This window comes from Enterobacter cloacae complex sp.6700776 (genome assembly GCF_048284255.1).
In the GTDB taxonomy this organism is placed as follows: Bacteria; Pseudomonadota; Gammaproteobacteria; order Enterobacterales; family Enterobacteriaceae; genus Enterobacter; species Enterobacter intestinihominis.
In genome coordinates, this window is the sequence record NZ_JBLVYK010000002.1 from 57,275 (window position 1) to 83,307 (window position 26,033).

The following is a 26,033-nucleotide window of genomic DNA, read 5'->3' on the forward strand; positions in this document are numbered from 1 at the left end:
GGCGGCAGCATGCAATCGCAACCCATTGATTTTCGCCACACCGTTGTGGCGAAACACCCGGAACGCTTAAGCCAGATCCGCTACCTGCTGGCAGACAGCGGCCTTGGCCTGGACAACGACATCACGCTGTTTGTTGAAGCCTGGTCCGGCGCGCAGCTGGTGGGTTGCGCCGGGCTTGCTGCCAACGTCATCAAGTGCGTGGCGGTCAACGAGCAGCTTCGTGGGGAAAACCTCAGCGCGCGTCTGCTGGCAGAGGTGGAAAATGCGGCGCTGGAGCGCGGCCATTTTCACCTCTTCCTCTGCACCCGTCCGTGTAATAAGGAGCGCTTTGGCCGCAGCGGTTTCTGGCCGGTTGCCCAGAGCGGGAACAACGCGGTGCTAATGGAGAACACTCCGCAAGGGATCGTGCGCTACTGCCGATCCCTGCGCGCTAGCCGCAAGTGTGGGGAGAAGATTGGTGCCATCGTGATGAACGCCAACCCGTTCACCCTCGGTCACCGTCATCTGGTGGAGCAGGCGGCGGCGCAGTGCGATGCCCTACATCTGTTCGTGGTGCGTGAAGACGCCTCGTTCTTCCCGTTCAGCGCGCGCCTTGAGATGGTGCGTGCGGGCGTGGCGCATCTGCCGAACGTGGTGGTGCATGAAGGCTCGCAGTACATCATCTCCCGCGCCACGTTTCCGGCCTACTTCCTGAAGGAGACCGGCAAAGTGCAGCAGGCGTGGAGCGAGATCGACGTGCTGATCTTCCGGGACTTTATCGCCCCGGCGCTGGGCATCACGCACCGTTTTATTGGTTCGGAACCGTTCTGCGATATCACCCGCCAGTACAACCAGACGCTGCACGATCTGCTGGCCTCGCACATCGACGTGGTGGAAATGCCGCGCATCAAAGCCACCGGCAACGCCATTTCGGCCTCGGAAGTGCGCCGTTTACTCAAGACACAGCAGTTTTCCCGGATCCGGGAGATTGTCCCGGACTCCACCTTCGCGCACCTCGAAGCACATTATCGTGCGAGTGCGGAAGTCGCATAACTATCAGGAATTTATCATGAATATTGTAAGGGAGGCGCTGGCCGGAACGCAGGAGTCCAGCGACCTGATGGTGAAAATCGCCCCCGCTCACGGTGAGCTGGAGATTGTCATCCACAGTGAAGTGATTAAGCAGTTTGGCGAGCAAATACGCCAGGTGGTCAACGACACATTGCGCGCCATGAACGTGCACCAGGGATTAATCATTATTGAAGACAAAGGGGCGCTGGACTGTGTGATCCGCGCCCGCCTGCAAAGCGCGCTTCTGCGTGCCGCCGATGAACAGGCCATCAACTGGGGGGCGCTGAAATGAGCAAACTCCGCCGCAGTATGCTGTTCCTGCCGGGCGCCAATGCCGCCATGCTCTCCACCGCCTTTATCTACCGCCCCGACTCCATCATGTTTGACCTTGAGGACGCCGTGGCCCTGCGCGAGAAAGACACCGCACGCATGCTGGTGTTCCACGCGTTGCAGCACCCGATGTATCAGGATATCGAAACCGTGGTGCGTATTAACCCGCTGAGCACGCCGTTTGGCCTGCTGGATCTGGAGGCCGCCGTGCGCGCGGGCGTAGACGTGATTCGCCTGCCGAAAACCGACACCCCGGACGATATCTACGAGCTGGAAGGCCACCTCGAGCGCATTGAGCAGGAGTGCGGGCGTGAAGTAGGTTCCACCCGCGTGATGGCGGCGATTGAATCGGCCATTGGCGTCATCAACGCCGTGGCGATTGCCCGCAGCTCCCCGCGCCTGATCGGCATCGCGCTGGCCGCCTTTGACTACGTAATGGACATGCAGACCGAGCGCGGCGACGGCACCGAGCTGTTCTACGCCCGCTGCGCCGTGCTGCACGCCGCCCGCGCGGCAGGCATCGACGCCTTCGACGTGGTGTGGTCAGACGTTAACGACGAAGCCGGGTTCCTGCGCGAGGTCGATCTGATCCGCAAGATGGGCTTTAACGGCAAATCGCTGATTAACCCGCGCCAGATTGACCTGCTGCACAACGCCTACGCCCCGACTCAGGAAGAGGTGGAGCACGCCAAACGGGTGATTGAAGCGGCAGAAGAGGGCGAGCGTAACGGCCTGGGCGTGGTCTCGCTCAACGGCAAAATGGTGGATGCACCGATTATTAACCACGCGCAGGTGGTGCTGGAGCGCGCGGCGGCCTCCGGCGTGCGTCGGTAAGGATGACATAATGAATCAGACAGAACTTCTCCATGTGAATTTCCCCCATCTGCGGGATCTGAAGCCTTTTGATACCGCCCACAGCGCGACGCCGTGGCTGGCGGACAGCGAGGCGAAACACAACCGTAAGCTTTGCGCCTCCCTCGAAGAAGCCGTCATGCGCAGCGGCTTGCAGGACGGGATGACCATCTCTTTCCACCATGCCTTTCGCGAAGGCGACCGGGTGATCAACACCGTTGTGGCGCTGCTGGCGCGGATGGGTTTTAAAAATTTGACCCTGGCCTCCAGCTCGCTGATGACCTGCAACGACGCGCTGATCGAGCATATTCAAAGCGGCGTGATCGCCCGAATTTATACCTCCGGTATGCGCGGCAGGCTGGCGGAGGCCATCTCCCACGGGCTGATGGACGAGCCGGTACAAATTCACTCCCACGGGGGGCGCGTGAAGCTGCTCCAGGATGGCGAGCTGAATATCGACGTGGCATTTCTTGGCGTGCCGTGCAGCGATGAGTTTGGCAACGCCAACGGCACGCAGGGCAAATCGTGCTGCGGTTCGCTGGGCTACGCCATGGTGGACGCACACTTTGCCCGTAAGGTGGTGCTGCTGACCGAAGAGCTGGTGCCGTTCCCGAATATGCCCGCCAGCCTGGTGCAGGATCAGGTGGACTACATCGTGCAGGTGGAGAGCGTGGGCGACCCGGCGAAAATCAGCGTCGGTGCGGCGCGCGTCACCAGCAACCCGCGCGAGCTGATGATTGCCCGCTATGCGGCGGACGTGATTGAACACTCTGGTTACTTTAAACCGGGCTTCTCGATGCAGACCGGCTCCGGCGCGGCGGCGACCGCCTGCACCCGCTTTATGGAAGAGAAGATGGAGCGCAGCGGCGTGAAGGCGCGCTTCGCCCTTGGCGGTATCACCGGCAGCCTGGTGGATTTGCACGAGAAGGGGCTCATCGAAAAGCTGCTCGACACCCAGTGCTTTGACGGCCAGGCGGCGGCCTCGCTGGCGCGCAACCCGAACCACGTGGAGATCTCCACCAACGTCTACGCCAACCCCGGCAGCAAGGCGGCAAGCTGCGACCAGCTCGACGTGGTGATCCTCAGCGCGCTGGAAATCGACGTCGATTTTAACGTCAACGTCATCACCGGATCCGACGGCGTGATGCGCGGCGCATCCGGCGGGCACTGCGACGTGGCGTCGGCAGCCAACCTGACCATTGTGGTCGCGCCGCTGCTGCGAAGCCGCATCCCGACCGTTGTGAAGCGCGTTACCACGCGCCTCACGCCGGGGGAGAGCATTGACGTGCTGGTCACCGACCACGGTATTGCGGTCAACCCGGCGCGCCCGGAGATCCGCGAACGACTCATGGAAGCAGGCCTGAAGGTTGTAGATATCAACGCGCTCTATGAGCGGGCGATTTCCCTGACCGGCGTACCGAAACCGATTGAGTTTACCGACAAAATTGTCGGGGTGATCCGCTACCGCGACGGCAGCGTGATCGACACCGTTCGACAGGTAAAGGAGTGAATATGACTATTGCGACACCCGTGCGGACGGGTGTCAGCCTGGACGCGCTGCTGGCGGCGAAAGAGCGCCGCGCAGCCCGTCAGGCTGACTGGCTTACGCACCATCAACAACCGGTGATCTCCCTAACGCTGGTCACGCCCGGGCAAATCAAAGACAGCCTGCGCTATCGCAACACCATGGGCGTGGCGTTACAGATGTGCGACCAGCTGCTGTGGGAAAACCGCTGGCAGGTGCTGGATCGCCAGGTGCTCTGGCTACCCACCGGACCTGAAGCGCTGTGGTGCGTCGCGCATCCGGCGGCGGAAATTAAAGCGCACTGTGCTGAACTGGAGCAGACGCACCCGCTCGGCAGACTGTGGGATCTGGATGTGATCTGCCCTGAAAACGGCCACGTTGGCCGTCAGTCGTTGGGTTCACACCTCAGGCGCTGTCTGATTTGCGACGAGCCTGCCCACGCTTGTTCCCGTTCTCGGCACCATCCCGTTGAGCAGGTGGTTTCCCGCGTGGAGAAGATGATAGATGACTGGTTTGCTCGCGACTAAACCGCGCCCGGTTGATGTCCCTGCGCTTGCCGCAGAGGCGCTGTGGCAGGAGCTGGAGCTGACGCCCAAACCGGGGCTGGTGGACAGGCTCAATAACGGCTCCCATCGCGATATGGACCATACCTTATTCCTCCGCAGCATTGCGGCGATTACGCCGTGGTTTGCCCGTTTTGCGGAACTGGGTGAAGCACATGCGGAAAAACCTGCCGATCAGCAGTTGCGGATTATCCGCCCGATGGGAATGGCCTGTGAGCAGGCAATGTACGCCGCCACGGGCGGGGTGAACACGCACAAGGGCGGGATTTTTGCCCTTGGTTTGCTCTGCTTCGCCGCCGGACGTGTAAAAAATATCTCTGCGGATAGCCTCTGTTGTGAGGTAAGTAACATCTGTCGTGGGCTGGTGGCGCGGGAACTGGGCGGGCGCAGCGGGCAGGCAACGGCGGGAGAGCGACAGTTTCAACAGTACGGTTTAACCGGCGCGCGCGGTGAGGCAGAAAGCGGCTTTGCCACGGTGCGTAAGGCTTTGGATGCGTGGAACGGTCAGTCGCTTCACGCCCTGCTGTTGCGCCTGATGGCGGTAAATCAGGACAGCAATCTCGTTTCGCGCGGCGGCATTGAGGGGCTGCGCTACGTTCAGGGCTACGCGCGGGAATTACTGGCTAACGGCTGGGACTGCGAGGCGTTGCTGAAGATGGATAAGGCATTGATTGAACGCAATCTGAGCCCGGGCGGCAGCGCGGATTTGCTGTCGGTGGGGTGGGTGCTTTCTGGAATAAAATAGCCGGGTGGCGGCTACGCCTTACCCGGCCTACGGTCTGGTTTTGTAGGCCCGGTAAGCGCAGCGCCACCGGGCACAACAATCAATGCGCGATCGGCTGCGCACCGTGTGGTTCGCGTACGTGCTTGTACTTGAACAGCACGATGAACGCGAAGAACAGCACCAGTGAGTACCCGGCGAAGATCAGCCACACTGGCTGCCAGTTGGTGATGCCGTTGGTGGTATACATCTCAACCACTTTACCGCTCACCACGCCGCCCAGAATACAGCCGAAGCCGTTGGTCATCATCAGGAACATGCCCTGCGCGCTGGCGCGAATTTCAGGTTTCACCTCTTTTTCTACAAACACCGAGCCGGAGATGTTGAAGAAGTCGAAGGCGCAGCCGTAAACAATCATCGACAGAACCAGCAGCACGGTACCGAACGCGCTTGGGTCGCCGTAGGCGAACAGACCGAAGCGCAACATCCAGGCAGCGATACTGATCAGCATGACGTTCTTGATGCCGTAGCGGCTCAGGAAGAACGGGATGGTCAGGATGAACAGCGTCTCAGAGATCTGCGAGATGGACATCATCACCGACGCGTGTTCAACGATAAAGCTCCCGGCAAACAGCGGATCGTTATCGAAGCTGTGCAGGAAGGTATTACCGAACATGTTGGTGATTTGCAGTTCCGCCCCCAGCAGCATGGAGAAAATAAAGAAGATCGCCATGCGCTTGTTTTTGAACAGGGCGAAGGCGTCCAGGCCAAGCATGGTGCTCCAGCTCTGGTTTTTCTGCTGGTTAGAAACCGGAATGGTGGGCAGCGTCAGGGTGAACAGCGCCAGCAGCACGGAGAGCGCGGCACCAATATACAGCTGCATGTGGCTCAGCTCGAAGCCCGCGAAGCTCACGCCCCACATTGCCATGATAAAGCCGATGGTGCCCCAGATACGGATTGGCGGGAAGTCGGTGACGATATCCAGACCGGCAGATTTCAGGCGGTAGTAGGAGATGGTGTTGATCAGGCCAAGCGTTGGCATATACGCCAGCGAGTTAAGCAGGATCACCATAAACATCGCCCCCGGCGTGGTCACTTCGGCCGCCATAAACAGCGTCCCCGCACCCATCAGATGGCAAAGCATATACAGCCATTTCGCACTTAACCATTTATCCGCCACGATACCGAGCAGCGTTGGCATGAAAACAGCCGCAATACCCAGCGAGCTGTAGACGGCACCGATTGACGCACCATCGAACTTGAGCGTCACAAACATATAGGAGCCGAGTGTAGTCAGCCAGCTACCCCACAGGCAGAACTGCAGAAACGACAAGATTTTAAGCTGCAGCTTAAGGTTCATGTTACTTTCCTCACAAGTGAGCGGGAGATATGTTGTTATAGGAACATTCAGGGTTGTTATTTGATGCAATTCTATCAGTTGGCAACGATATGTTTTGTTACCTCCCGCAAAAAAATGCAATCCACATTAATTTGCAGTTTGGATTGTGATGCAAATAGCATTTTTGTATGGGTGGGATGAGATGGGTGCGGTCTGATGCCCCCTCACCCTAACCCTCTCCCCTTTGGGGAGAGGGCAGGGTGAGGGGTGGTGTTGGTTTCTAGCGGCGACGGTAGTTCTTCTGCGCCGTATTCACCTTATACAGATAGCGGCGGGATTCCGCAGACGGGTGGCGAGTGGTCAGCGTGGAGTACACGTCCCCCGGCGCCATGCTGTTGATGATGTTCGCGGCCTGAACTTTATCGTTCGAGAAGACGCGCAGGACGCTGCCCGCTCCGCCGTTGTAGGCGGTGATCACCGCATAGCGACGTGAAGTCGGGTTATCAATCCCGCCGAGATAAACATTGTTCAGCATCGCCAGATATGCGGTACCGGTATCAATGTTGCTTTGCGGGTCAAACAGGTAGCTGCGGCTCGGCGTACCGGATTTCCCCTGCGCGCGGAACACGTCTTTACCGGCGCTGTGCTGCACAACCTGCATCAGCCCCAGCGCGTCGGAACGGCTCACCGCATACGGGTTGAACGAGGATTCGGTCTGCATAATCGCCAGGATCAGCGACTCATCCACGCCATACTTACGCGACGCCTGACGCACCATGCCCAGATACTTATGCGCACGCTTGTCGAGGTGGTTCGGCACCAGGTTGATCGTAACGCTATAGATCACCTTCAGGCCATTGGTGCGGCTTTTCAGGCGCGTTTGCAGCAAATAGTCTGCGAAATTCGTCGCGCGACCTTCCCAGCGAATCGGCTGACCGGTCTGATCAACGACCTGCCCATACAGGAATGGCTCTTTGGAGATTGTAATGTCATCGGCATCAGAGTAGAGATCGATAGATCCCGGATCGTCGCCCATCAGCAGGGTTTTGATGATGGCCTGACGTAAATGCGCCGCAGGTTCAGTCCCCGCGATGGTTTCAATCGTAATCGTACCGTCATCGAAGTTGATGTGGCTACGGGTCTGATAGGCGTCGGTATACTTAACGTAGTCCTTCGGTCCGGCAATAAGAACTTCGTTAAATCCCCATATGTTCTCGATGTTATGGGCAAACTGCCCCATCAAAATGTCAAAACCGTTGGTGTCCTTAACCCAGGCTTCGTTATAGCTATCGCCCTTTTTGGAAGAACAAGACACAAGCAACGGCGCAACAAGTGCTAGCGCTAATAGTTTTTTCATCATTCCGGGAGTGCGTGTTGTGTTTGCTTTGAGGTTGCTGTTGCCGGGTGGCGCTGCGCTTACCCGGCCTACATAACCGTAGGCCCGTGCAAGCGCAGCGCCGCCGGGCAGCAGCCGCAGAGTATTATTTTTCCGGTGGCGTATAGCCTTCGATGTGGACGTCTTTACCCTCGAACAGGAAGTTCACCATCTCCTGCTCCAGCAGCTTGCGGTGTTCCGGGTTCATCATGCTGAGCTTTTTCTCGTTGATCAGCATGGTCTGTTTTTTCTGCCACTGTCCCCAGGCTTCTTTGGAGATCTCGTTGTAAATGCGTTTACCCAGGTCGCCCGGGTAGAGCTGGAAATCCTGGCCTTCAGCGTCGCGCTGCAGGAAAGTACAAAAAATGGTTCTGGCCATACTCATTCCTCTTTGTCTTGCCGATGCTAAACCATTGCACCGACACGTAATTGCTGTAACAGGCGCTCCACGGGAGCCGCCAGCCCGACTGATGGCGGTTGCGCTAAGTTATACCAGAGAGCGGTGCCTTCATCCATGCAGGAGGTGAATGAGGACACGGGAAGCCACATAGGCACAATATCCAGATGGAAATGGCTGAAGGTATGACGGAACGCGTTGAGTTGCGTCAGGGTATCGGCCGCAATGCCGCGCTGTTCAAGCCATGCCCGAAGCGAAGCTTCATCCTCAAACTGTGGGAAGCAGTATAGACCACCCCACAGGCCACTCGGCGGGCGCTGGGCGAGAAACACCTCGTCGCCATGCTGCATCAGCAGCATGTACCCGGTGCGTTCAGGCAGCGTCTGCTTCGGTTTTTTCCCCGGATACTGCGCCCAGGAGTGGTTCGCATAGGCCACGCAGAGGTTATTTACCGGGCAGAGTTCGCACTTCGGTTTTGAACGGGTGCAGACCATCGCGCCCAGATCCATCATCGCCTGGTTAAAACGCTCCACCCCTTTCGCCGGAGTGACCGCTTCACTGATCTCCCACAGGCGCTTCTCAACCTCTTTCTTGCCCGGCCAGCCTTCTACGGCGTAGCAGCGTGCCAGCACGCGCTTGACGTTGCCGTCGAGAATAGGGAAATGCTTGCCTAAAGACAGGGAGAGAATTGCGCCTGCGGTTGAACGCCCGACGCCGGGCAAATCCGCCACCTCGTCAAAGGTCTCCGGGAATTTACCGTTGTGGCGGGTGGCGACCTGCTGTGCGGCTTTGTGCAGGTTGCGCGCACGGGCGTAATAGCCGAGGCCTGTCCACAAGTGCAGTACCTCGTCTAACGGCGCATTGGCCAGATCGGTGATTGTCGGGAAGCGCGCCATAAAACGCTCGAAATAAGGAATGACCGTCGCGACCTGCGTTTGTTGCAACATCACCTCGGAGAGCCATACTTTGTAAGGCGTTTTTTCAATTTGCCAGGGCAGGGTTTTACGCCCGTATTTGTCGTACCAGTCCAGCACCTGGGCTGAAAATTGAGAGGCTTGCATGGTCATCGATTCGCTTAATCAGGGAGGCAGATTGCAGCACAGCGTCAATCTGCTGTAAACCGGATCTTTCCCATGCTTGCATAGAAGCCTTAACTTTGGATAATGCCCGTTTCCCGTACACTCTCACAAGCAGACAACTCTTTTATGAAAAACGACGTCATTTCACCGGAATTTGATGAAAACGGTCGCCCGCTGCGCCGTATTCGCAGCTTTGTCCGCCGTCAGGGCCGCCTGACAAAAGGGCAGCAACACGCGCTGGACAACTACTGGCCGGTGATGGGCGTTGAGTTCAGCGAGCAGCCGCTCGACTTTACCGAGCTGTTTGGCCGCGATGCGCCAGTGACGCTGGAGATCGGTTTCGGTATGGGCACCTCGCTGGTCACTATGGCGAAAGCGCGACCGGAGCAGAACTTCCTCGGTATTGAAGTGCACTCGCCAGGCGTCGGTGCGTGTCTGGCAACGGCCCATGAAGAGGGCGTTGAGAACCTGCGCGTTATGTGTCACGACGCGGTGGAAGTGCTGCACAAAATGATTCCTGACAATTCTTTGAACATGGTTCAGCTCTTTTTCCCTGACCCGTGGCACAAAGCGCGTCATAATAAACGCCGTATCGTTCAGGCGCCGTTTGCCGAGCTGGTGAAAAGTAAGCTTAAGCTGGGCGGCGTCTTCCACATGGCGACCGACTGGGAACCTTATGCGGAACACATGCTGGAAGTGATGTCGTCGCTGGACGGGTATAAAAACCAGTCTGAAAGCAACGACTACGTACCGCGTCCGGATTCACGTCCGGTGACAAAATTTGAACAGCGTGGCCATCGTCTTGGTCACGGCGTATGGGACTTAATGTTCGAGAGGGTGAAATAATGGCAAAGAATCGTAGCCGTCGTCTGCGTAAAAAGATGCACATCGAAGAATTCCAGGAAGTGGGTTTCTCCGTTGCCTGGCGTTTCCCGGAAGGCACCAGCGTTGAGCAGATCGATCAGGACGTTGATGCGTTCATCAACGAGGTGATCGAACCCAACAAGCTGGCCTTCGACGGTAGCGGCTATCTGGCGTGGGAAGGTCTGATTTGCACCCAGGAAGTGGGGAAATGCACCGAAGAACATCAGGCGCTGGTACGCAAATGGCTTGAAGACCACAAACTGGAAGATGTCCGCGTCAGCGAACTTTTCGACGTTTGGTGGGACTAATAAAGCAAGAACGGGGCCAGCATTAGCTGGCCCATTTTGTCTGAGGGAGTGTTGAAGATGCGTAAAACGTTGCTGGCGGTTGCTTTACTGGCAATCGGAACCACCGCCCATGCGGAGTATAAATGTAGCGTCACCCCGCGTGACGACGTGGTATTAAGCCCGCAAACCGTGCAGGTTAAGGGCGAGAATGGCAATCTGGTGATCACGCCGGATGGCAACGTGACGTTTAACGGCAAACAGCAAAACCTGACGGCCGCCCAGCGCGAGCAGGCGATGGACTACCAGGCCGAGTTGCGTACCGCGCTGCCATGGATAAACGATGGCGCGCTGACCCGCGTTGAGAAGGGCCGCGTGGCGCTGGATAAAATCATCACCAAAGAGGTGGGGGAGAGCAGCAATATGCGCACCCGCCTGACGAAGCTGGATAAACAGCTGAAAGAACAGATGAACCGCATTATTGAGACGCGCTCTGATGGCCTGACGTTCCACTATAAGGCGATCGATCAGGTGCGAGCCGACGGTCAGCAGCTGGTGAACCAGGCGATGGGCGGCATTCTCCAGGACAGCATCAACGAGATGGGCGCCAAAGCGGTGCTGAAAGGCGGCGGTAATCCGTTGCAGGGTGTACTGGGTAGCCTGGGCGGACTGCAAACCTCGATTCAGAACGAGTGGAAGAATCAGGAAGCCGATTTCCAGCAGTTCGGCAAAGACGTGTGTAAACGCGTGGTGTCCCTGGAAGACAGCCGGAAGGCGCTGGTGGGGACGCTGAAGTAACGCCTCTGCGCGTAGGGCCCCTCACCCCGGCCCTCTCCCCAGGGGAGAGGGAGTAACCAGTTCCCTCTCCCTGTGGGAGAGGGTTAGGGTGAGGGCATCAGGCATTGCAATCGTTGCAGAATAGCCATCAGCATCTCCTCCTCATTAGCCCTGAATTCATGATTCCAGAACCGTACGACTTCCCAGCCGTTCGCATTCAAAAACTCGGTGCGACGAGAGTCATAGGCCTCTTTATCCTGATGTTGCCCCCCGTCCAGCTCAACAATCAGTTTCGCCTTAAAGCAGGCAAAATCCACGATGTACGGCCCAACCGGCATCTGTCGGCGAAACTTATACCCAAAGAAGCGGCGACCTCTGAGCAGATACCAGAGGCGTAATTCTTCGGGTGTCATTTGTTTGCGGAGTTGTTTTGATTTTTCCATCCCCACACTCTGCCAGCCTTTCCCTCAACCAGCAGAACGGGATGTAAAATCCTGAATCAGCCTTCAGGATTTTCAGCGAGGAACAGCTCAAGAAGGGAGTTTAGGAACAGCTTACCGTGCTCGGTGATCTGCCAGTACTCATTACACTCGGTCAGATACCCCTGCGCCAACGCCTCGTCAATCTGCGGACGAATCACCGACTCTGACAACCCGGTGTAGAGCGCAAACTCCGCGCGCGGTGCGGCTTCCAGCAGACGGAAGCGGTTCATAAAGAACTCAAACGGCTTATCCACCGCCTCGACGTCATGCTGACGCTCCAGGTAGCGGCCTTCCATAAACCCGCGCGGATGACGCGTTTTTGCAGTGCGCAGAATGCGCCCGTCCGGGAAGGTCACTTTGCCGTGTGCCCCGCAGCCAATCCCCAGATAATCACCAAAGCGCCAGTAGTTCAGGTTGTGCTGACACTGATAGCCCGGCTTCGCATACGCCGAGGTTTCGTATTGCTGATACCCCGCCGCGGTCAAAAGCTGGTGGCCCTGCTCGAAGATATCCCACAGCGCGTCATCGTCCGGCAGCACCGGAGGACGGGAACCAAACAGGGTGTTCGGTTCAATGGTCAACTGATACCACGACAGATGCGGCGGGTTCAGTTCAATTGCCTGACGCAAATCGTCCAGCGCTTCTTCCAGCGACTGATCCGGCAGGCCGTGCATCAAATCGAGGTTAAAACTGCGCAGCCCAAGCCCCGTTGCCAGGTTCGCCGCGCGCTTTGCCTCTTCCGGGCCATGAATGCGCCCCAGACGCTTCAGCTTTGGCTCGCTAAAGCTCTGCACGCCGATGGAGATACGGTTCACGCCCGCGCGCTGATACTCGACAAAACGGTCGGCCTCAACGGTGCCCGGGTTGGCTTCCATCGTAATTTCAGCATCCGCTGCCAGCTTCAGGCGTGTGCGCACACCGTCCAGCAGCGTCTGCATCGCCGGGCCTGAAAGCAGGCTCGGCGTACCGCCACCAATAAAAATGGTCTTCACTTCACGTCCCTGTGCGTACGGTACATCGGCATCCAGATCGGCCAGCAGATGCGCGACGTAATCATCGTGCGGCACTTCGCCCTTCAGCGCGTGCGAGTTGAAATCGCAGTACGGGCATTTCTGCACGCACCATGGGATGTGAATATAAAGACTCAGAGGTGGCAAATTAGCCATTACGCAGTGCTTCCAGTAACAGTTTCAGGGCGCGTCCACGGTGGGAGATCGCGCTTTTCTCTTCGCGGGTGAGTTCCGCAGCGGTTTTGCCCTCGGTCGGGACAAAGAAAATCGGGTCGTAACCAAAGCCGCCGTTGCCCGCCGCTTCACGGGTGATCACGCCCGGCCAGCTGCCGTGACAGACAATCGGCGTGGGATCTTCCGCGTGACGCATGTAGACCAGCACGCAGTGGAACTGCGCGGTACGCTGTTCGTCAGGGACGTCGTTCAGGGCCACAAGCAGCTTTTCCAGGTTCTGCTGGTCGGTGGCGTCCACCCCGGAATAGCGGGCGGAGTAAATCCCCGGCGCACCGCCCAGAAAATCCACGGCCAGACCGGAGTCATCGGCAATCGCGGGCAGCCCGGTGATCTGCGCCGCATGGCGCGCTTTCAGAATGGCGTTTTCGATAAACGTCAGGCCGGTTTCTTCGGCGGAGTCCACGCCCAGCTCGGTCTGAGCCACCACGTCCAGCCCAAAATCATGTAATAGCGAGGCCAGCTCGCGCACTTTACCGGCGTTACCGGTGGCGAGAACAACTTTCTGCATGGTTTAGTCCTGTTTTGTCAGAGCCGCGACTTCCGTCGGGATAGATTGCGGGTTAAGGATTTTTACCTGTTTATGCCGGCCAAGTTCACCTTTCTCAATGATGACCTGGCTTTTAGCGACGCGAAACTGTTTTGCCAGATATTTAGTCAGATGCGCATTCGCCTGGCCGTCAACGGGCGGGGCAGTGATGGCGACTTTTAGCTCGTCGCCATGCAGCCCAACAATGCTGTCGCGGCTGGCTTTCGGCTGAATGTACAGCCGTAAAACCAGCCCGTCGGCGCAGGGGCTAACTGCACTCATAACGCCATCCACAGCCCCGGCAGCAGCATATTACCCGTCGCCTGTAACAGTTCCGCGATACCCATATTCAGCACGTACAGCAGCAAAACGAGAAGCATCGGGGAGAAGTCGATTCCGCCCATCGCAGGCAGCAGGCTACGGATCGGACGCAGTAACGGTTCAGTCAGCTGAATCAACGCGTACTCCACCGGGCTACGGCCCCGGCTTACCCAGCTCATAATCGCCATCACCAGCAGGACCCAGAAGATCAGCGAGCCGACGGTTTTAACCAGGATCAGAACGGCTGAAATCCAGATAATCGGCTGGAAAGTGATGACCATAAACAGCACGATCGCTTTGATAACGCTCAGAATAAACGCCATCAGCAGAGATGAACTGTCAATCGGCCCCATTGCCGGAATGATGCGGCGAAGCGGCCCCACAATGGGCTGCGTGATTTTCACGATAAATTGTGAGAATGGATTGTAAAAATCACAACGGGCCCACTGCATCCAGACGCGCAGTAGCAGCGCCATCGTATACAGTTCAATGACCGTTGAAAGCAGGAAAGTCAACGTCTTCATGGCGTTCCTCAGGTTTCCTTATTATTGGGTGTAATCGCGCGCACCGAAAATTGCTGTGCCGATGCGCACCATGGTGCTGCCTGCCGCGATGGCGGCTTCCATATCGTCCGACATGCCCAGAGAAAGCGTGTCTACCGTGTCATAGCGCGCTTTAAGCGCCTCAAATGCTACAGCCATTTGCTGTGCTACGGCAAACTGCCTTTCATAACTTGACTCTGGTGCCGGAATGGCCATCAGTCCGCGCAGGGTTAAGCGCGGCAGCGCCGCCACGTCCGCCGCCAGCGCATCCAGTTCGCTCAGCGTAATGCCGGACTTGCTGTTTTCATCACTGATGTTGATTTGAATCAGCACGTTAAGCGCTGGCATCTCCATAGGGCGCTGGTCGCTCAAACGGGTAGCGATACGCAGACGATCGATGGTGTGACACCAGTCGAAGTGCTCTGCTACCAGACGGCTTTTGTTCGACTGTAGCGGACCGATAAAGTGCCACTGCAGGTCTGTATTTCCCCGCTCCCGGAAAGCGCGAATCTTATCTACGCCTTCCTGCACATAGTTTTCACCAAAGGCACGATGACCGGCGGCTATCGCTTCTGCGATGGCGCTCGCAGGCTTGGTTTTGCTGACTGCAAGCAACGTAATTTCTTCTGAAGCACGGCCGCAACGCGTTGCCGCGGCTGAGATTTTGTCCCGGACCTGTGCCAGGTTATGCGCAATGTCGTTCATTTTCCGAGGAGTTGTCTATGGATGTGGAAGAAATTGTGGCCCTTAGTGTAAAGCATAACGTCTCCGATCTACACCTGTGCAGTGATTCACCACCGCGCTGGCGCAGGTCAGGCCGTCTTGAACCTGCGCCGTTTCCGCCCCCCGATGTGGAGGCGTTATTAAAAGCGTGGCTCAACGACGAGCAGCAGGGTGCCTGGTGGGCAAACGGGCAGGTAGATTTTGCCGTTACCCTCACAGGCGGTCAGCGGCTGCGCGGCAGTGCGTTTAAGCATATGCACGGCGTTTCGATCGCGCTACGCCTGTTGCCGCTAACGTGTCCGCAGCTCTCTGCGTTAGGCGTGCCGCGCGCGATCCCGGAGCTTTTGTCCAATGACAATGGCCTGATTCTGGTCACCGGCGCCACCGGCAGCGGGAAATCGACCACCCTGGCCGCGATGGTCGATTTTCTCAATCACCATACGGACGGGCACATTCTGACCCTGGAAGATCCGGTGGAGTTTATGTACCAGAGTGAACGTTGCCTCATCCGGCAGCGGGAGATAGGCCAGCATAGCCCGTCCTTTGCCGAGGCCCTGCGCAGTGCGCTGCGTGAAGATCCGGATGTGATTCTGCTTGGTGAGCTGCGCGACAGCGAGACGATACGCCTGGCGCTGACGGCGGCTGAGACTGGCCATCTGGTGTTGGCCACGCTGCACACGCGCGGCGCGGCGCAGGCGATCGAGCGCCTGGTCGATACCTTCCCGGCGCAGGAGAAAGATCCGGTTCGTAATCAGCTGGCGGGAAGCCTGCGTGCGGTACTGGCGCAGAAGCTGCGTCAGGATGTCCAGGGCGGGCGCGTGGCGCTGTATGAGCTACTGGTGAATACGTCGGCGGCGGCAAACCTGATCCGCGAAGGCAAAACCTGGCAACTGCCGGGCATTATTCAAACGGGGCAGCAGGCGGGGATGCAGAACTTTGAGCAGAGTCTGGCGGAGCGACGGGCGCAGGGGCGGCTGTAGGCCCCGGCGCTCAGTAACCCTGTTCGAAATAGCTTTCGAGGATAATGACGGCTGAAGCTGAATCCACGCTGCCTTTGTTCAACGCCCGGAAGCCACCGTGCTCGAACAGGCCAGCGCGTGCCTCGACGGTGCTCAAACGTTCATCGTGCAGCTTAACGGAGACGCCAAAGCGGCCATGGATTTTGTTCGCGAACTTGCGTGCGCGGGCGGTAAGCGGCTGCTCGGTGCCGTCCATGTTCAGCGGCAGACCGACAATCACGTCGTCCGGCTGCCACTCTTTGAGCAAGCGCTCAATAAGGTTCCAGTCCGGCGTGCCGTCGTTAGCTTTCAGCGCTGTGAGCGGGCGGGCGGTGCCGGTGATCCGTTGACCCACAGCGACGCCGATGCTTTTGGTGCCGAAGTCAAAGGCGAGAAGGGTGCCGCTCATTACGCGTGCCCCGCAACGCCAGGCATGGTCAGAATATCAATGCCAATCAGTTTTGCCGCGTCACGCCAGCGATCGGCGATAGGGGTTTTAAACAGGATATTCATATCCGCAGGGGCCGTCAGCCAGGCGTTGTCCAGAATTTCTTGTTCCAGCTGCCCTTTTTCCCAGGAAGCGTAGCCGAGCGCAACCAGCACCTCAGAAGGCTGATTTGCCGTGCCCAGTGTTTCGAGCACATCGCGAGAGGTGGTGACGACGGTGTTATCGGAGATACGAATGCTGGACGAGAAAACCGGCGGGGTATGCAGGATAAAGCCACGATCTTCTGCAAGCGGTCCGCCGAGCATCACAGGTTTATCAAGACGGATTTCCGGCAGCCGCGCTTCAGCAGGGATTTTCAGCTTGTCCAGAATGCCTTCGACCTGAAGGTTTTCCAGCGGCTTATTGATGATAATCCCCATTGCGCCGTCTTCGTTGTATTCGCAAATATAGACCACGGCGCGGCGGAAAATCGGATCCTGGAGAGCAGGCATGGCAATAAGAAAGTGATGCTGTAAATTCATTGTCAGAGGTACTGTTTCCTGGTTTAAAAAGCGACAGCGCCCAGTATGGGGATAAACACAGGCGCTGTCACAGGTTATTTCTGTAAACGTTTTTCGATAGCGTCCATCAGCATTCCGGTGATCGAGATCGGGAATTCCGCTTCGATTTCACGAATGCAGGTCGGGCTGGTGACGTTCACTTCGGTCAGACGATCGCCGATGATATCGAGGCCAACGAAGATCAGGCCTTTGGCTTTCAGCGTAGGGCCGACGCGGCGGGCAATTTCCCAGTCGCTTTCGCTTAACGGACGCGGTTCGCCACGGCCTCCGGCCGCCAGGTTGCCACGGGTTTCACCACCCTGCGGGATACGCGCCAGGCAGTAAGGCACCGGCTCGCCGTCTACAACCAGCACACGCTTGTCGCCGTCTTTAATGGCCGGCAGATAGTTTTGCGCCATGCAGTAGCGGGTTCCCAGCTCGGTCAGCGTTTCGGCAATCACGCCAATGTTCGGGTCGCCCTCTTTCACGCGGAAGATCGATGCGCCGCCCATGCCGTCCAGCGGCTTCATGATGATGTCGCCGTGCTTCTGCCAGAATTCTTTCAGCTGCGTTTTGCTGCGGGTGACCAGCGTTTCCGGCGTCAGGTCAGAGAACCATGCGGTATAGAGCTTCTCGTTGCAGTCGCGCAGGCTCTGCGGCTTGTTGACGATCAGCGTGCCTTTCTCTTCGGCACGCTCAAGGATATAGGTGGAGTAAATGTATTCGGTGTCGAACGGCGGATCTTTACGCATCAGGATCACGTTAAGGTCGGCCAGGGCAATATCCTGCTCGGTGCCGAATTCGTACCATTTTTCGTAGTTCTGCTCGACGTTAACGATGCGGGTACGTGCGCGGGCTTCACCGTTGATCAGGTACAGATCGTTCATCTCCATATAGTGGAGTTCATAGCCGCGACGCTGCGCTTCCAGCAGCATAGCGAAGCTGGAATCTTTCTTAATGTTAATGTTTGCGATGGGGTCCATCACGATGCCGAGCTTAATCATGTTCTTCTCCGGTTATGGGTCAGGCTTTGCTTCAACCCAGATCGCCAAATCGCACCTGTAGGGCGGTAATGGCGGTGAGTGCCGTTGTCTCAGTGCGCAGAACGCGAGGTCCCAACAGAATATCAGTAAACTGGTAACGCGCCGTCATGGCGATTTCGTCAGCCGACAGGCCGCCTTCCGGGCCAATCAGCAGGCGTACGCGCTCAACGGGCAGCGGCAGCGTATTGATGCTGGCGCTGGCGCGCGGATGAAGATTAAGCTTAAGCCCGCTTTCCTCTTCTGCACACCAGTCCTCCAGATCCATCGCCGGGCGGATCTCCGGGATGCGGTTGCGGCCACTCTGTTCACAGGCTGCAATGGCAATTTTCTGCCACTGCTGGATCTTTTTGTTCAGACGTTCCGCATCCAGTTTAACGCCGCAGCGCTCAGAAAAAAGTGGCGTAATGAGGCTTACACCCAGTTCAATGGATTTCTGAATGGTGAACTCCATCTTTTCCCCGCGCGACATCACCTGGCCAAGGTGAATGTGCAGCGGGGATTCCCGGTCGTCCACATCGCCACGCAGCACCTTCACGTGCACGCTTTTTTTATCGGCGCGCGTAATTTCAGCGTCAAAAATCTGATTAGAGCCGTCAAAGAGCTGAATCGCCTGGCCTGCGCCCATGCGCAGCACGCGGCCTACGTGGTTTGCGGCATCATCAGACAGGGCGATTTCGCCGCCTGGGGTAATCAGTTCAGGGTGATAGATGCGAGGGATGCGCATAGTCAGAAATTCCATGTGTCATGCGATATAAGCGAATTGCCGTAGTGTAGGTTAGCTCTTTTGCGCCTGGCAAGCCCGCTGGACGTAAGGGTTGTGATTCCCCTGGACTTTGGCGATACGTTCGTCGCGCTGGCATTCCCAGTCCGTCACCGGGTAGAGCTTGTCCCAGGCATTGAAGAGCTGCGTCTGCTGGCGGGAAAGGTTGAGATCGTAGCGGTCGCGCATATAGAAGTAAGTGCGGGCGATGCTGCCGCGCGCGCGGGCAGGCGGTTCGGCGAGTTTCTCTTTGAAATCGACCTTCATGGCGCACTGACCGTACTGGCCTTCGCCACCGTTCCACTGGCTGTACATGAAGTTTCCGCGGTCGCCATTGACTTCACCCACGGCGGGTTGCAGGTTGTGCATATCGCTTTCCATCTGGCGGTAGACCGGATCTTTTGCGCAATTTTTACGTCCACCGTCCTGCCAGCACTGGCGCTGGTGGCCAAACTGCCAGGCCGGAACAACGTGTTCCCATTCGATTCGGCTGGCGCGGTTCTCGTTCTTGCGCACCTTATAGCCGCAGGATCCCAGATCCACGACCCCTTTCTTACCCTGCCAGTTAATTTTACAGCCGCAGTAGAAATCACCCGGTACGTCGGCGTTAATCTTTACGCCTGCGGTTTTTGCCTGTGAGAAACTGTGAATACCGTCGGCCAGAGCATGGCCGGAGAGCGCCGCCGCCAGAAAAGCGACTGCGAGAGAAACATTACGGGACATCTTACACTCCGTGTCAAAACGAGCCCGCAACGTAACGAATGTTGTTCCCGTATGCAATCATTCAGATCAGGAAAGTTCCTGAAAGTTCGAGTGATTATTCCGCCACCAGTGGTTCGCCGCACTTTACGCAGCGATAGGTAGCCTCGCCGCGCACCACGCGGTTGTGACGGCGGACGGTAAGCTGGTGCTGCTGGCACTGGCAGCGGTAGGGAAACGTATTGCGGCGTACCGATTCCAGCTCGAACTGGTGGGTGCGGCGAGCCGGAACGCCGAGCACCGCCTCCATCATCCATTTCCACTCTTTGCCGTGCGGCGCGACGCGGCCAAAGTGTTTCCACACCAGAAGGTGGGCCAGCTCGTGCGGCACCACTTCTTCGATAAACGCCTGCTGATTTTCCATCATCAACACCGGATTCAGGCGGATCTCATACGATTCCAGCCAGGCGGTGCCTGCCGCGGTGCCACGCTGCTGATAGACCAGCTTCGGTTCAGGATAATTGCGGCCGAGCTTCAGGTTGGCCTGGGCGAGTTTTTCCCGCAGGCTGCGCATAACGGCTTGCTGAATGGCGATGGGGAGACGGGGAGATTTCATAGGGGCAGAGCATAAAGCGGGAAGCGGGGAGGCGCAAGAGGCGCCTCCCCGCAGGAGGATCAGTCGTGTGCGCCGATTTCGCGCAGAGGACGACCTTTCATCAGGTTACGTTCAATGTGTTCCAGTGAAACATGTTTGGTTTCAGGAACCAGCCAGATAGTGAGAACAATAAAGAACAGGTTCAGACCGGCGTAGACCCAGAAGGTATTGGCATTACCCAGGGTATTGAGCATGGTCAGGAACGTTGCGCCGACGATCATGTTGGCAATCCAGTTGGTTGCGGTAGAGCAGGTGATACCAAAATCACGCCCTTTCAGCGGCTGGATCTCAGAACACAGTACCCAAATCAGCGGACCGGCGCTCATCGCAAACCCAATAATAAACATCAGCAGCATCGCCACGGCGAAGTACTGTGCCGTTGGGGAGTGAATGCCCATGTGCATCATGGTACCCAGCACGCCCATCCCGACGGCCATGACCAGGAAGCCCAGCGTCAGGGTTGGTTTACGCCCCCAGCGGTCCACCAGACCGATAGCGATAAAGGTCGCCAGCACGTTGGTCAGGCCGACGATCACGGTGCCCCACATCTGTTCGGTGGTGTTGGTGTAGCCCGCCAGTTCGAAGATTTTCGGCGCGTAATACATGATGACGTTCATCCCGGTGAACTGTTGCATGATCTGTAACAGCACACCGAGGAACACCGCGCGGCGGAAGTTGCTGTTCTCTTTGAACAGCGCCCAGCCGGACTGTTTGACCTTAAGGCTTTCGCGGATCTCTTCCAGCTCGTTTTTGGCTTCGGCGCTGGTATCACGCAGGCGTAAGAGCACGCGTTCGGCATCGTGGAAGCGGCGTTTGGCGGCGAACCAGCGCGGGCTGTCCGGCAGGAAGAAGACACCAATCAGCAGCAGAATGGCCGGAATGATGATGACGCCCAGCATCCAGCGCCATGCGCCGCTGTAGCTGAAGGCGGTATCGGAAAGATAAGCCCCCAGAATACCGATGGTGATCATCAGCTGGTACATGGAAATCATGCTGCCGCGGATTTTTTCCGGTGCGATTTCAGACAGGTACAGCGGGGCAGTATAAGACGCCACGCCCACTGCCAGACCTAGCAGCACGCGGGAGAGGATCAGCACTTCAACGTTAGGCGCAGCGGCAGAGAACAGTGAGCCGGCAACGAACAGGATCGCGCCGATCATCAGGCTCTTTTTACGCCCGAGCTTAAAGGAGAGCCAGCCGCTGCCGACCGCGCCGACGGCGGCACCGAACATCATGGAGCTGACCACCCATTCCTGAGTGTGTGCGCTAATCTGGAACTCATCGGTGATGAAAGGTAATGCACCGGCAATTACGCCAATATCCAGGCCAAAGAGTAATCCTGCCAGAGCGGCGAGGAAGCAGACGAAGAACGTCATTGCCTTATTGGACGTACGCCCCTGTTTATTATTGTCAGGCATTATGCCCTCCAGTTGGGTTATCAGTTTTTACGATATTAAGAGTAGGTGAGCGGCTCATAAAAATATGTGAGTCAAATCACAACGGTGTAATCGGTTACACTAGTTTGTAACCGTAAAAATAATTAAAGCTTTGAAAATATAGAGGTAAATTAATTGATATGCATCGCGTTTGCACAAATTTCAGACTTAACTGAAAGGGAATGTAACAGCAGAAGAAATGCGATCATGCAAAGAGAATATTCTGAAAGCGGGGTATAGAGAGTGAGGTGTAAACGGTTCCAAACATTGCCGGGTGGCGGCTGCGCCTTACCCGGCCTACCAAAATTCACTACCCGTAGGTCGGGTAAGGCATAGCCGCCACCCGACATAAAAAAGGCCAGCACAAAGGCTGGCCTGTTTAAGCTGCTGGCAGTCGATTATTTCAGACCGGCAGCATCACGCAGCAGGGCGGCTTTGTCGGTTTTTTCCCAAGGGAAATGTTCGCGACCAAAGTGACCGTACGCTGCGGTTTCCTGGTAGATTGGGTGCAGCAGATCCAGCATCTGAATCAGACCGTATGGACGCAGGTCGAAGAACTCACGCACCAGCAGGGTTAGCTGTTCAGAAGGCACTTTTTCAGTACCGAAGGTTTCCACCATGATGGAGGTTGGCTCAGCCACGCCGATGGCGTAGGAAACCTGAATTTCACAGCGGTCAGCCAGGCCCGCAGCAACGATGTTTTTCGCCACATAACGTGCAGCGTACGCCGCAGAACGGTCCACTTTAGACGGGTCTTTACCGGAGAACGCGCCGCCACCGTGGCGCGCCATGCCGCCGTAGGTATCTACGATGATTTTACGACCGGTCAGACCGCAGTCACCCATTGGGCCGCCGATAACGAAGCGTCCGGTTGGGTTGATGAAGAATTTGGTCGCAGAGCTCAGCCATTCAGTTGGCAGAACCGGCTTGATGATCTCTTCCATCACCGCTTCCTGCAGGGATTTCTGGTCAATATCTTCAGCATGCTGCGTGGAAAGAACCACGGCATCAATGCCGACGATTTTCCCGTCGTCATACTGGAAGGTCACCTGGCTTTTCGCATCCGGACGCAGCCACGGCAGGGTGCCGTTTTTACGCACTTCAGCCTGACGCTGCACCAGACGGTGTGCGTAAGTCACCGGCGCTGGCATCAGCACGTCGGTTTCGTTGGTCGCGTAGCCGAACATCAGGCCCTGGTCGCCCGCGCCCTGTTCCAGCGGATCGGCACGGTCAACGCCCTGGTTGATGTCCGGGGACTGTTTGCCGATAGCGCTCAGTACGGCGCAGGAGTTGGCATCAAAGCCCATATCAGAATGTACATAACCGATCTCACGCACCGTGTTACGGGTGATCTCTTCGATATCAACCCATGCGCTGGTGGTGATCTCACCGCCAACCAGAACCATGCCGGTTTTGACATAGGTTTCACACGCTACGCGCGCTTTTGGATCCTGCGCGAGGATCGCATCCAGCACCGCATCGGAGATTTGGTCAGCAATTTTATCAGGATGTCCTTCTGATACGGACTCGGACGTAAACAGGTGTTTTGCCATGTTTTATTTCACCTAAAAGGAATTTGGTTAGCTCGAACTGCTGTGTGGAATAGCCAAAGGAGATAATTCTACCAAGGCCTGCAGGATTTTGACACTGGCAGTCTGAGTGTTAATCGGTATGGATGGATTAACATCTGGACGTCTATTTTAGGTCACTTCTTCACCCGATTTCCAGTTTTTTTTGACTCACCTCTCACTGCGTTGAAAACACGGCTGGAAATTTTTCCTGACGGCGCTGGCAACCTGCGCATTTTTGTTTTGCTTTTTAGCGACCTTCTCGGTATAAAACGCGGCGCGCGGCTCATATAAAATAAGCGCTCGATGAACACATCGTGTCGCCACTTCCAGCCGGGTTAAGCAGTGAACTTTTAGCTTTGGCTTGTGGTCCGTTTCAGCAGAGGCGGCCGTGGAGGTGATACGAGATAATGAACCATTGTTTTCCGCTCATTCAGCGCAGCCGTTCTGGCGCGCATTTGATTCCCACCCGCACTTCTGGTCTAAACACCTGCCGATGTTATACCCATCTCGGTGCTTCTCAGGATTCCAGAGCCGGTCACGCTTTGTGAAAACTGAACAAGGGCGCTCTTGTTAATACAGGAGTTTTCTCGTGGTTTCGCCGAACCTTGTCATACAGAGTTCGGATACGTGTTTTACAATGATATGAATAAGAAACCGGTCGCACGGTCTGGATTTCAGCATACTCTGCTGGGAAATGGAGCCGTTAATGGGTTGTTATCGCCGTATAACGCTGCGATAGTAGTCAACTGTTTTACACTTAATACAAAGAGTTGAGGTTCGCTATGTCTGACGACATGTCTTCGCTTTCGCCTTCGTCAGCAGGCGAACAGGGTGTACTACGTTCTATGCAGGAGGTTGCGATGAGCTCCCAGGAAGCCAGCAAGATGCTGCGCACTTACAATATTGCCTGGTGGGGCAATAACTACTACGACGTTAACGAGCTGGGCCACATCAGTGTCTGCCCGGATCCGGACGTCCCGGAAGCGCGCGTCGATCTCGCTAAGCTGGTGAAAGCCCGTGAAGCCCAGGGTCAGCGCTTGCCTGCACTGTTCTGCTTCCCGCAGATCCTGCAACATCGCCTGCGTTCTATTAACGCCGCGTTCAAACGCGCGCGGGAATCGTATGGTTATAACGGCGACTATTTCCTTGTTTACCCGATCAAGGTAAACCAGCACCGTCGCGTGATTGAGTCCCTGATCCACTCCGGCGAACCGCTGGGCCTGGAAGCTGGCTCCAAAGCGGAGCTGATGGCGGTTCTGGCGCACGCGGGCATGACCCGGTCGGTGATCGTCTGTAACGGCTATAAAGACCGCGAATACATTCGTCTGGCGCTGATTGGCGAGAAGATGGGCCACAAGGTCTATCTGGTGATCGAGAAGATGACCGAAATCGCGATCGTGCTGGAAGAGGCCGAGCGTCTGAACGTGATCCCACGGCTTGGCGTGCGTGCGCGACTGGCGTCGCAGGGTTCCGGTAAATGGCAGTCTTCCGGCGGTGAAAAATCCAAGTTCGGCCTCGCGGCGAACCAGGTGCTTCAGCTGGTGGAAATTCTGCGCGAGCGCGGTCGTCTGGACAGCATTCAGCTGCTGCACTTCCACCTTGGCTCGCAGATGGCCAACATTCGCGACATTGCCACCGGCGTGCGTGAATCGGCACGTTTCTACGTTGAGCTGCACAAGCTTGGCGTAAATATTCAGTGCTTTGACGTGGGCGGTGGCCTGGGCGTGGATTACGAAGGGACACGCTCGCAGTCTGACTGCTCGGTCAACTACGGCCTGAACGAATACGCCAACAACATTATCTGGGCGATTGGCGATGCCTGCGAAGAGCACGGCCTGCCGCACCCGACGGTGATCACCGAATCCGGCCGCGCGGTCACTGCGCACCATACGGTGCTGGTCTCTAACATCATCGGCGTTGAGCGCAGCGAAATCACTGAAGCCACGCCTCCGGCAGACGATGCCCCACGTTCCCTGCAAAGCATGTGGGAAACCTGGCAGGAGATGCACGAGCCGGGCACGCGTCGTTCTCTGCGCGAATGGCTGCACGACAGCCAGATGGATCTGCACGACATTCACGTCGGTTATTCTTCAGGCACCTTTAGCCTGCAGGAACGCGCGTGGGCGGAGCAGCTCTATCTGAACATGTGTCATGAAGTGCAGAAGCAGCTCGATCCGAGCAACCGCGCACACCGTCCGATTATCGACGAGTTGCAGGAACGTATGGCGGACAAAATGTACGTCAACTTCTCCCTGTTCCAGTCGATGCCGGATGCCTGGGGTATCGACCAGCTGTTCCCGGTTCTGCCGCTGGAAGGGTTGAATCATGCGCCGGAACGCCGCGCGGTGCTGCTGGACATTACCTGTGACTCAGACGGCGCGATTGACCACTACGTCGACGGTGACGGTATCGCAACGACCATGCCAATGCCGGAGTACGATCCGGAGAACCCGCCAATGCTGGGCTTCTTTATGGTGGGTGCGTATCAGGAGATCCTCGGCAACATGCACAACCTGTTCGGTGATACCGAAGCGGTTGACGTGTTTGTCTTCCCTGACGGCAGCGTGGAGGTTGAGCTGTCCGACGAAGGGGACACCGTGGCGGATATGCTCGAATACGTTCAGCTGGATCCGAAAAAACTGCTCACCCAGTTCCGCGATCAGGTCAAAAACACCGGTCTGGACGATGCGCTGCAGCAGCAGTTCCTGGAAGAGTTTGAAGCGGGTCTGTACGGGTATACGTATCTGGAAGACGAGTAGTAAAACCTCCCTCTCCCGGTGGGAGAGGGTTGGGGTGAGGGCATCAGACCGCACGATGCCCTATACTCACTTGAACCCGTATGAATTAACGGCGATAATTCGCCCCACTATGCGATTTACGAATCAATCCC

The 26,033-nt window shown here is 57.0% G+C and carries 30 protein-coding genes; 12 read left to right on the top strand and 18 right to left on the bottom strand.

Annotated features, from left to right (window positions below; all coding sequences use genetic code 11):
- Positions 1-9: 9 nt before the first annotated feature.
- From citC to citG, 6 genes are read left to right on the top strand one after another with little or no spacing between them, the layout of a single operon-like run.
- Positions 10-1,032, top strand: coding sequence for a [citrate (pro-3S)-lyase] ligase (gene citC, locus ACNQ0T_RS04250; RefSeq protein WP_022649369.1), 1,023 nt, complete (start codon positions 10-12; stop codon positions 1,030-1,032).
- Between the two features lie 16 nt (positions 1,033-1,048).
- Complete coding sequence (gene citD, locus ACNQ0T_RS04255) at positions 1,049-1,342, top strand: citrate lyase acyl carrier protein (protein WP_017382935.1); 294 nt, start codon at positions 1,049-1,051, stop codon at positions 1,340-1,342.
- Positions 1,339-2,214 (top strand): citrate (pro-3S)-lyase subunit beta, encoded by an 876-nt coding sequence (citE, locus tag ACNQ0T_RS04260; protein WP_023298576.1) that lies wholly within the window; start codon positions 1,339-1,341, stop codon positions 2,212-2,214. Before citD ends, citE begins: the two co-directional genes overlap by 4 nt.
- A gap of 10 nt (positions 2,215-2,224) precedes the next feature.
- Positions 2,225-3,742, top strand: a complete 1,518-nt coding sequence (gene citF / locus ACNQ0T_RS04265; protein ID WP_045308348.1) for a citrate lyase subunit alpha — start codon at positions 2,225-2,227, stop codon at positions 3,740-3,742.
- A gap of 2 nt (positions 3,743-3,744) precedes the next feature.
- On the top strand, positions 3,745-4,284 hold the full coding sequence (gene citX / locus ACNQ0T_RS04270; protein WP_022649366.1) for a citrate lyase holo-[acyl-carrier protein] synthase: 540 nt from the start codon (positions 3,745-3,747) through the stop codon (positions 4,282-4,284).
- Positions 4,262-5,065 (top strand): triphosphoribosyl-dephospho-CoA synthase CitG, encoded by an 804-nt coding sequence (gene citG / locus ACNQ0T_RS04275; protein WP_063163582.1) that lies wholly within the window; start codon positions 4,262-4,264, stop codon positions 5,063-5,065. The genes citX and citG overlap by 23 nt, the downstream gene beginning before the upstream one ends.
- A 79-nt stretch (positions 5,066-5,144) precedes the next feature.
- Here the strand turns inward: citG and ACNQ0T_RS04280 are convergent, their stop codons facing one another.
- From ACNQ0T_RS04280 to mutY, 4 genes are all read right to left on the bottom strand, one after another.
- Positions 5,145-6,401, bottom strand: a complete 1,257-nt coding sequence (locus ACNQ0T_RS04280; RefSeq protein ID WP_417929656.1) for a nucleoside permease — start codon at positions 6,399-6,401, stop codon at positions 5,145-5,147.
- Positions 6,402-6,660: 259 nt separating this feature from the next.
- Positions 6,661-7,737 (bottom strand): membrane-bound lytic murein transglycosylase MltC, encoded by a 1,077-nt coding sequence (gene mltC, locus ACNQ0T_RS04285; RefSeq protein WP_032621902.1) that lies wholly within the window; start codon positions 7,735-7,737, stop codon positions 6,661-6,663.
- A 124-nt stretch (positions 7,738-7,861) separates the two neighbouring features.
- Positions 7,862-8,134, bottom strand: coding sequence for an oxidative damage protection protein (locus tag ACNQ0T_RS04290; RefSeq protein WP_003862425.1), 273 nt, complete (start codon positions 8,132-8,134; stop codon positions 7,862-7,864).
- A gap of 26 nt (positions 8,135-8,160) precedes the next feature.
- Entirely contained in the window at positions 8,161-9,213 is a 1,053-nt protein-coding gene (gene mutY / locus ACNQ0T_RS04295; protein WP_023306917.1) for an A/G-specific adenine glycosylase, read from the bottom strand.
- A 144-nt stretch (positions 9,214-9,357) separates the two neighbouring features.
- On the opposite strand from mutY, the gene trmB reads away from it, so the two are divergent.
- From trmB to ACNQ0T_RS04310, 3 genes are read left to right on the top strand one after another with little or no spacing between them, the layout of a single operon-like run.
- Complete coding sequence (gene trmB, locus ACNQ0T_RS04300; RefSeq protein ID WP_022649361.1) at positions 9,358-10,077, top strand: tRNA (guanosine(46)-N7)-methyltransferase TrmB; 720 nt, start codon at positions 9,358-9,360, stop codon at positions 10,075-10,077.
- Positions 10,077-10,403, top strand: a complete 327-nt coding sequence (locus ACNQ0T_RS04305; protein ID WP_003862421.1) for a YggL family protein — start codon at positions 10,077-10,079, stop codon at positions 10,401-10,403. Before trmB ends, ACNQ0T_RS04305 begins: the two co-directional genes overlap by 1 nt.
- A 57-nt stretch (positions 10,404-10,460) precedes the next feature.
- Positions 10,461-11,177, top strand: coding sequence for a DUF2884 domain-containing protein (locus ACNQ0T_RS04310; protein ID WP_022649360.1), 717 nt, complete (start codon positions 10,461-10,463; stop codon positions 11,175-11,177).
- Positions 11,178-11,260: 83 nt separating this feature from the next.
- Here ACNQ0T_RS04310 and ACNQ0T_RS04315 read toward each other — a convergent pair whose 3' ends face one another.
- Genes ACNQ0T_RS04315 through ACNQ0T_RS04340 form a run of 6 tightly spaced genes read right to left on the bottom strand, consistent with a single transcriptional unit; the run spans position 11,261 to position 14,976 of the window.
- On the bottom strand, positions 11,261-11,599 hold the full coding sequence (locus tag ACNQ0T_RS04315; RefSeq protein ID WP_023298571.1) for an endonuclease domain-containing protein: 339 nt from the start codon (positions 11,597-11,599) through the stop codon (positions 11,261-11,263).
- 56 nt (positions 11,600-11,655) lie between these two features.
- Positions 11,656-12,804 (bottom strand): radical SAM family heme chaperone HemW, encoded by a 1,149-nt coding sequence (gene hemW, locus ACNQ0T_RS04320; protein ID WP_417929658.1) that lies wholly within the window; start codon positions 12,802-12,804, stop codon positions 11,656-11,658.
- The gene (locus ACNQ0T_RS04325) at positions 12,797-13,390 is read right to left on the bottom strand and encodes an XTP/dITP diphosphatase (protein WP_022649357.1); all 594 of its coding nucleotides are present in this window, start codon (positions 13,388-13,390) and stop codon (positions 12,797-12,799) included. Before ACNQ0T_RS04325 ends, hemW begins: the two co-directional genes overlap by 8 nt.
- Before the next feature lie 3 nt (positions 13,391-13,393).
- Entirely contained in the window at positions 13,394-13,690 is a 297-nt protein-coding gene (yggU, locus tag ACNQ0T_RS04330; RefSeq protein ID WP_022649356.1) for a DUF167 family protein YggU, read from the bottom strand.
- Complete coding sequence (locus ACNQ0T_RS04335; RefSeq protein ID WP_003860024.1) at positions 13,687-14,253, bottom strand: YggT family protein; 567 nt, start codon at positions 14,251-14,253, stop codon at positions 13,687-13,689. The genes yggU and ACNQ0T_RS04335 overlap by 4 nt, the downstream gene beginning before the upstream one ends.
- Before the next feature lie 21 nt (positions 14,254-14,274).
- The gene (locus ACNQ0T_RS04340) at positions 14,275-14,976 is read right to left on the bottom strand and encodes a YggS family pyridoxal phosphate-dependent enzyme (protein WP_023298569.1); all 702 of its coding nucleotides are present in this window, start codon (positions 14,974-14,976) and stop codon (positions 14,275-14,277) included.
- A 17-nt stretch (positions 14,977-14,993) separates the two neighbouring features.
- Here ACNQ0T_RS04340 and ACNQ0T_RS04345 point away from each other — a divergent pair, with 17 nt between their 5' ends.
- Positions 14,994-15,974: a type IV pilus twitching motility protein PilT gene (locus tag ACNQ0T_RS04345; protein WP_022649354.1), complete on the top strand. Its 981-nt coding sequence runs from the start codon at positions 14,994-14,996 to the stop codon at positions 15,972-15,974.
- A gap of 10 nt (positions 15,975-15,984) precedes the next feature.
- On the opposite strand, the gene ruvX is transcribed toward ACNQ0T_RS04345, so the two are convergent.
- The 8 genes from ruvX to metK all read right to left on the bottom strand — a co-directional run bounded on the left by ruvX (position 15,985) and on the right by metK (position 23,125).
- The gene (ruvX, locus tag ACNQ0T_RS04350; protein WP_006811925.1) at positions 15,985-16,401 is read right to left on the bottom strand and encodes a Holliday junction resolvase RuvX; all 417 of its coding nucleotides are present in this window, start codon (positions 16,399-16,401) and stop codon (positions 15,985-15,987) included.
- Entirely contained in the window at positions 16,401-16,961 is a 561-nt protein-coding gene (locus ACNQ0T_RS04355; RefSeq protein WP_022649353.1) for a YqgE/AlgH family protein, read from the bottom strand. The genes ruvX and ACNQ0T_RS04355 overlap by 1 nt, the downstream gene beginning before the upstream one ends.
- A 74-nt stretch (positions 16,962-17,035) precedes the next feature.
- Positions 17,036-17,983: a glutathione synthase gene (gene gshB, locus ACNQ0T_RS04360; protein ID WP_003860032.1), complete on the bottom strand. Its 948-nt coding sequence runs from the start codon at positions 17,981-17,983 to the stop codon at positions 17,036-17,038.
- Between the two features lie 31 nt (positions 17,984-18,014).
- Positions 18,015-18,746, bottom strand: coding sequence for a 16S rRNA (uracil(1498)-N(3))-methyltransferase (gene rsmE / locus ACNQ0T_RS04365; RefSeq protein WP_003860033.1), 732 nt, complete (start codon positions 18,744-18,746; stop codon positions 18,015-18,017).
- A 51-nt stretch (positions 18,747-18,797) separates the two neighbouring features.
- Complete coding sequence (endA, locus tag ACNQ0T_RS04370; RefSeq protein ID WP_023306912.1) at positions 18,798-19,505, bottom strand: deoxyribonuclease I; 708 nt, start codon at positions 19,503-19,505, stop codon at positions 18,798-18,800.
- Between the two features lie 94 nt (positions 19,506-19,599).
- Positions 19,600-20,097: a SprT family zinc-dependent metalloprotease gene (locus ACNQ0T_RS04375; RefSeq protein ID WP_032626162.1), complete on the bottom strand. Its 498-nt coding sequence runs from the start codon at positions 20,095-20,097 to the stop codon at positions 19,600-19,602.
- A 59-nt stretch (positions 20,098-20,156) separates the two neighbouring features.
- A complete protein-coding gene (gene galP / locus ACNQ0T_RS04380; RefSeq protein ID WP_023298566.1) occupies positions 20,157-21,554 on the bottom strand; it encodes a galactose/proton symporter in 1,398 nt (465 codons plus the stop codon).
- 416 nt (positions 21,555-21,970) lie between these two features.
- Positions 21,971-23,125 carry a methionine adenosyltransferase gene (gene metK / locus ACNQ0T_RS04385; protein WP_022649349.1) on the bottom strand — a complete coding sequence of 385 codons (1,155 nt, stop codon included), beginning with the start codon at positions 23,123-23,125 and terminating at the stop codon, positions 21,971-21,973.
- Between the two features lie 660 nt (positions 23,126-23,785).
- Here metK and yqgB point away from each other — a divergent pair.
- Positions 23,786-23,917, top strand: a complete 132-nt coding sequence (gene yqgB / locus ACNQ0T_RS04390) for an acid stress response protein YqgB (protein WP_057979949.1) — start codon at positions 23,786-23,788, stop codon at positions 23,915-23,917.
- Between the two features lie 8 nt (positions 23,918-23,925).
- Entirely contained in the window at positions 23,926-25,902 is a 1,977-nt protein-coding gene (gene speA, locus ACNQ0T_RS04395; protein ID WP_022649348.1) for a biosynthetic arginine decarboxylase, read from the top strand.
- The last annotated feature ends 131 nt before the right edge of the window (positions 25,903-26,033 follow it).

Excerpts from the sequence above, each read along its gene's own strand:
- citC (WP_022649369.1), top strand. The coding sequence starts at position 10 with ATGCAATCGCAACCCATTGATTTTCGCCACACCGTTGTGGCGAAACAC.
- citD (WP_017382935.1), top strand. The coding sequence starts at position 1,049 with ATGAATATTGTAAGGGAGGCGCTGGCCGGAACGCAGGAGTCCAGCGAC.
- citE (WP_023298576.1), top strand. The coding sequence starts at position 1,339 with ATGAGCAAACTCCGCCGCAGTATGCTGTTCCTGCCGGGCGCCAATGCC.
- citF (WP_045308348.1), top strand. The coding sequence starts at position 2,225 with ATGAATCAGACAGAACTTCTCCATGTGAATTTCCCCCATCTGCGGGAT.
- citX (WP_022649366.1), top strand. The coding sequence starts at position 3,745 with ATGACTATTGCGACACCCGTGCGGACGGGTGTCAGCCTGGACGCGCTG.
- citG (WP_063163582.1), top strand. The coding sequence starts at position 4,262 with ATGACTGGTTTGCTCGCGACTAAACCGCGCCCGGTTGATGTCCCTGCG.
- ACNQ0T_RS04280 (WP_417929656.1), bottom strand. The coding sequence starts at position 6,401 with ATGAACCTTAAGCTGCAGCTTAAAATCTTGTCGTTTCTGCAGTTCTGC.
- mltC (WP_032621902.1), bottom strand. The coding sequence starts at position 7,737 with ATGAAAAAACTATTAGCGCTAGCACTTGTTGCGCCGTTGCTTGTGTCT.
- ACNQ0T_RS04290 (WP_003862425.1), bottom strand. The coding sequence starts at position 8,134 with ATGGCCAGAACCATTTTTTGTACTTTCCTGCAGCGCGACGCTGAAGGC.
- mutY (WP_023306917.1), bottom strand. The coding sequence starts at position 9,213 with ATGCAAGCCTCTCAATTTTCAGCCCAGGTGCTGGACTGGTACGACAAA.
- trmB (WP_022649361.1), top strand. The coding sequence starts at position 9,358 with ATGAAAAACGACGTCATTTCACCGGAATTTGATGAAAACGGTCGCCCG.
- ACNQ0T_RS04305 (WP_003862421.1), top strand. The coding sequence starts at position 10,077 with ATGGCAAAGAATCGTAGCCGTCGTCTGCGTAAAAAGATGCACATCGAA.
- ACNQ0T_RS04310 (WP_022649360.1), top strand. The coding sequence starts at position 10,461 with ATGCGTAAAACGTTGCTGGCGGTTGCTTTACTGGCAATCGGAACCACC.
- ACNQ0T_RS04315 (WP_023298571.1), bottom strand. The coding sequence starts at position 11,599 with ATGGAAAAATCAAAACAACTCCGCAAACAAATGACACCCGAAGAATTA.
- hemW (WP_417929658.1), bottom strand. The coding sequence starts at position 12,804 with ATGGCTAATTTGCCACCTCTGAGTCTTTATATTCACATCCCATGGTGC.
- ACNQ0T_RS04325 (WP_022649357.1), bottom strand. The coding sequence starts at position 13,390 with ATGCAGAAAGTTGTTCTCGCCACCGGTAACGCCGGTAAAGTGCGCGAG.
- yggU (WP_022649356.1), bottom strand. The coding sequence starts at position 13,690 with ATGAGTGCAGTTAGCCCCTGCGCCGACGGGCTGGTTTTACGGCTGTAC.
- ACNQ0T_RS04335 (WP_003860024.1), bottom strand. The coding sequence starts at position 14,253 with ATGAAGACGTTGACTTTCCTGCTTTCAACGGTCATTGAACTGTATACG.
- ACNQ0T_RS04340 (WP_023298569.1), bottom strand. The coding sequence starts at position 14,976 with ATGAACGACATTGCGCATAACCTGGCACAGGTCCGGGACAAAATCTCA.
- ACNQ0T_RS04345 (WP_022649354.1), top strand. The coding sequence starts at position 14,994 with ATGGATGTGGAAGAAATTGTGGCCCTTAGTGTAAAGCATAACGTCTCC.
- ruvX (WP_006811925.1), bottom strand. The coding sequence starts at position 16,401 with ATGAGCGGCACCCTTCTCGCCTTTGACTTCGGCACCAAAAGCATCGGC.
- ACNQ0T_RS04355 (WP_022649353.1), bottom strand. The coding sequence starts at position 16,961 with ATGAATTTACAGCATCACTTTCTTATTGCCATGCCTGCTCTCCAGGAT.
- gshB (WP_003860032.1), bottom strand. The coding sequence starts at position 17,983 with ATGATTAAGCTCGGCATCGTGATGGACCCCATCGCAAACATTAACATT.
- rsmE (WP_003860033.1), bottom strand. The coding sequence starts at position 18,746 with ATGCGCATCCCTCGCATCTATCACCCTGAACTGATTACCCCAGGCGGC.
- endA (WP_023306912.1), bottom strand. The coding sequence starts at position 19,505 with ATGTCCCGTAATGTTTCTCTCGCAGTCGCTTTTCTGGCGGCGGCGCTC.
- ACNQ0T_RS04375 (WP_032626162.1), bottom strand. The coding sequence starts at position 20,097 with ATGAAATCTCCCCGTCTCCCCATCGCCATTCAGCAAGCCGTTATGCGC.
- galP (WP_023298566.1), bottom strand. The coding sequence starts at position 21,554 with ATGCCTGACAATAATAAACAGGGGCGTACGTCCAATAAGGCAATGACG.
- metK (WP_022649349.1), bottom strand. The coding sequence starts at position 23,125 with ATGGCAAAACACCTGTTTACGTCCGAGTCCGTATCAGAAGGACATCCT.
- yqgB (WP_057979949.1), top strand. The coding sequence starts at position 23,786 with ATGAATAAGAAACCGGTCGCACGGTCTGGATTTCAGCATACTCTGCTG.
- speA (WP_022649348.1), top strand. The coding sequence starts at position 23,926 with ATGTCTGACGACATGTCTTCGCTTTCGCCTTCGTCAGCAGGCGAACAG.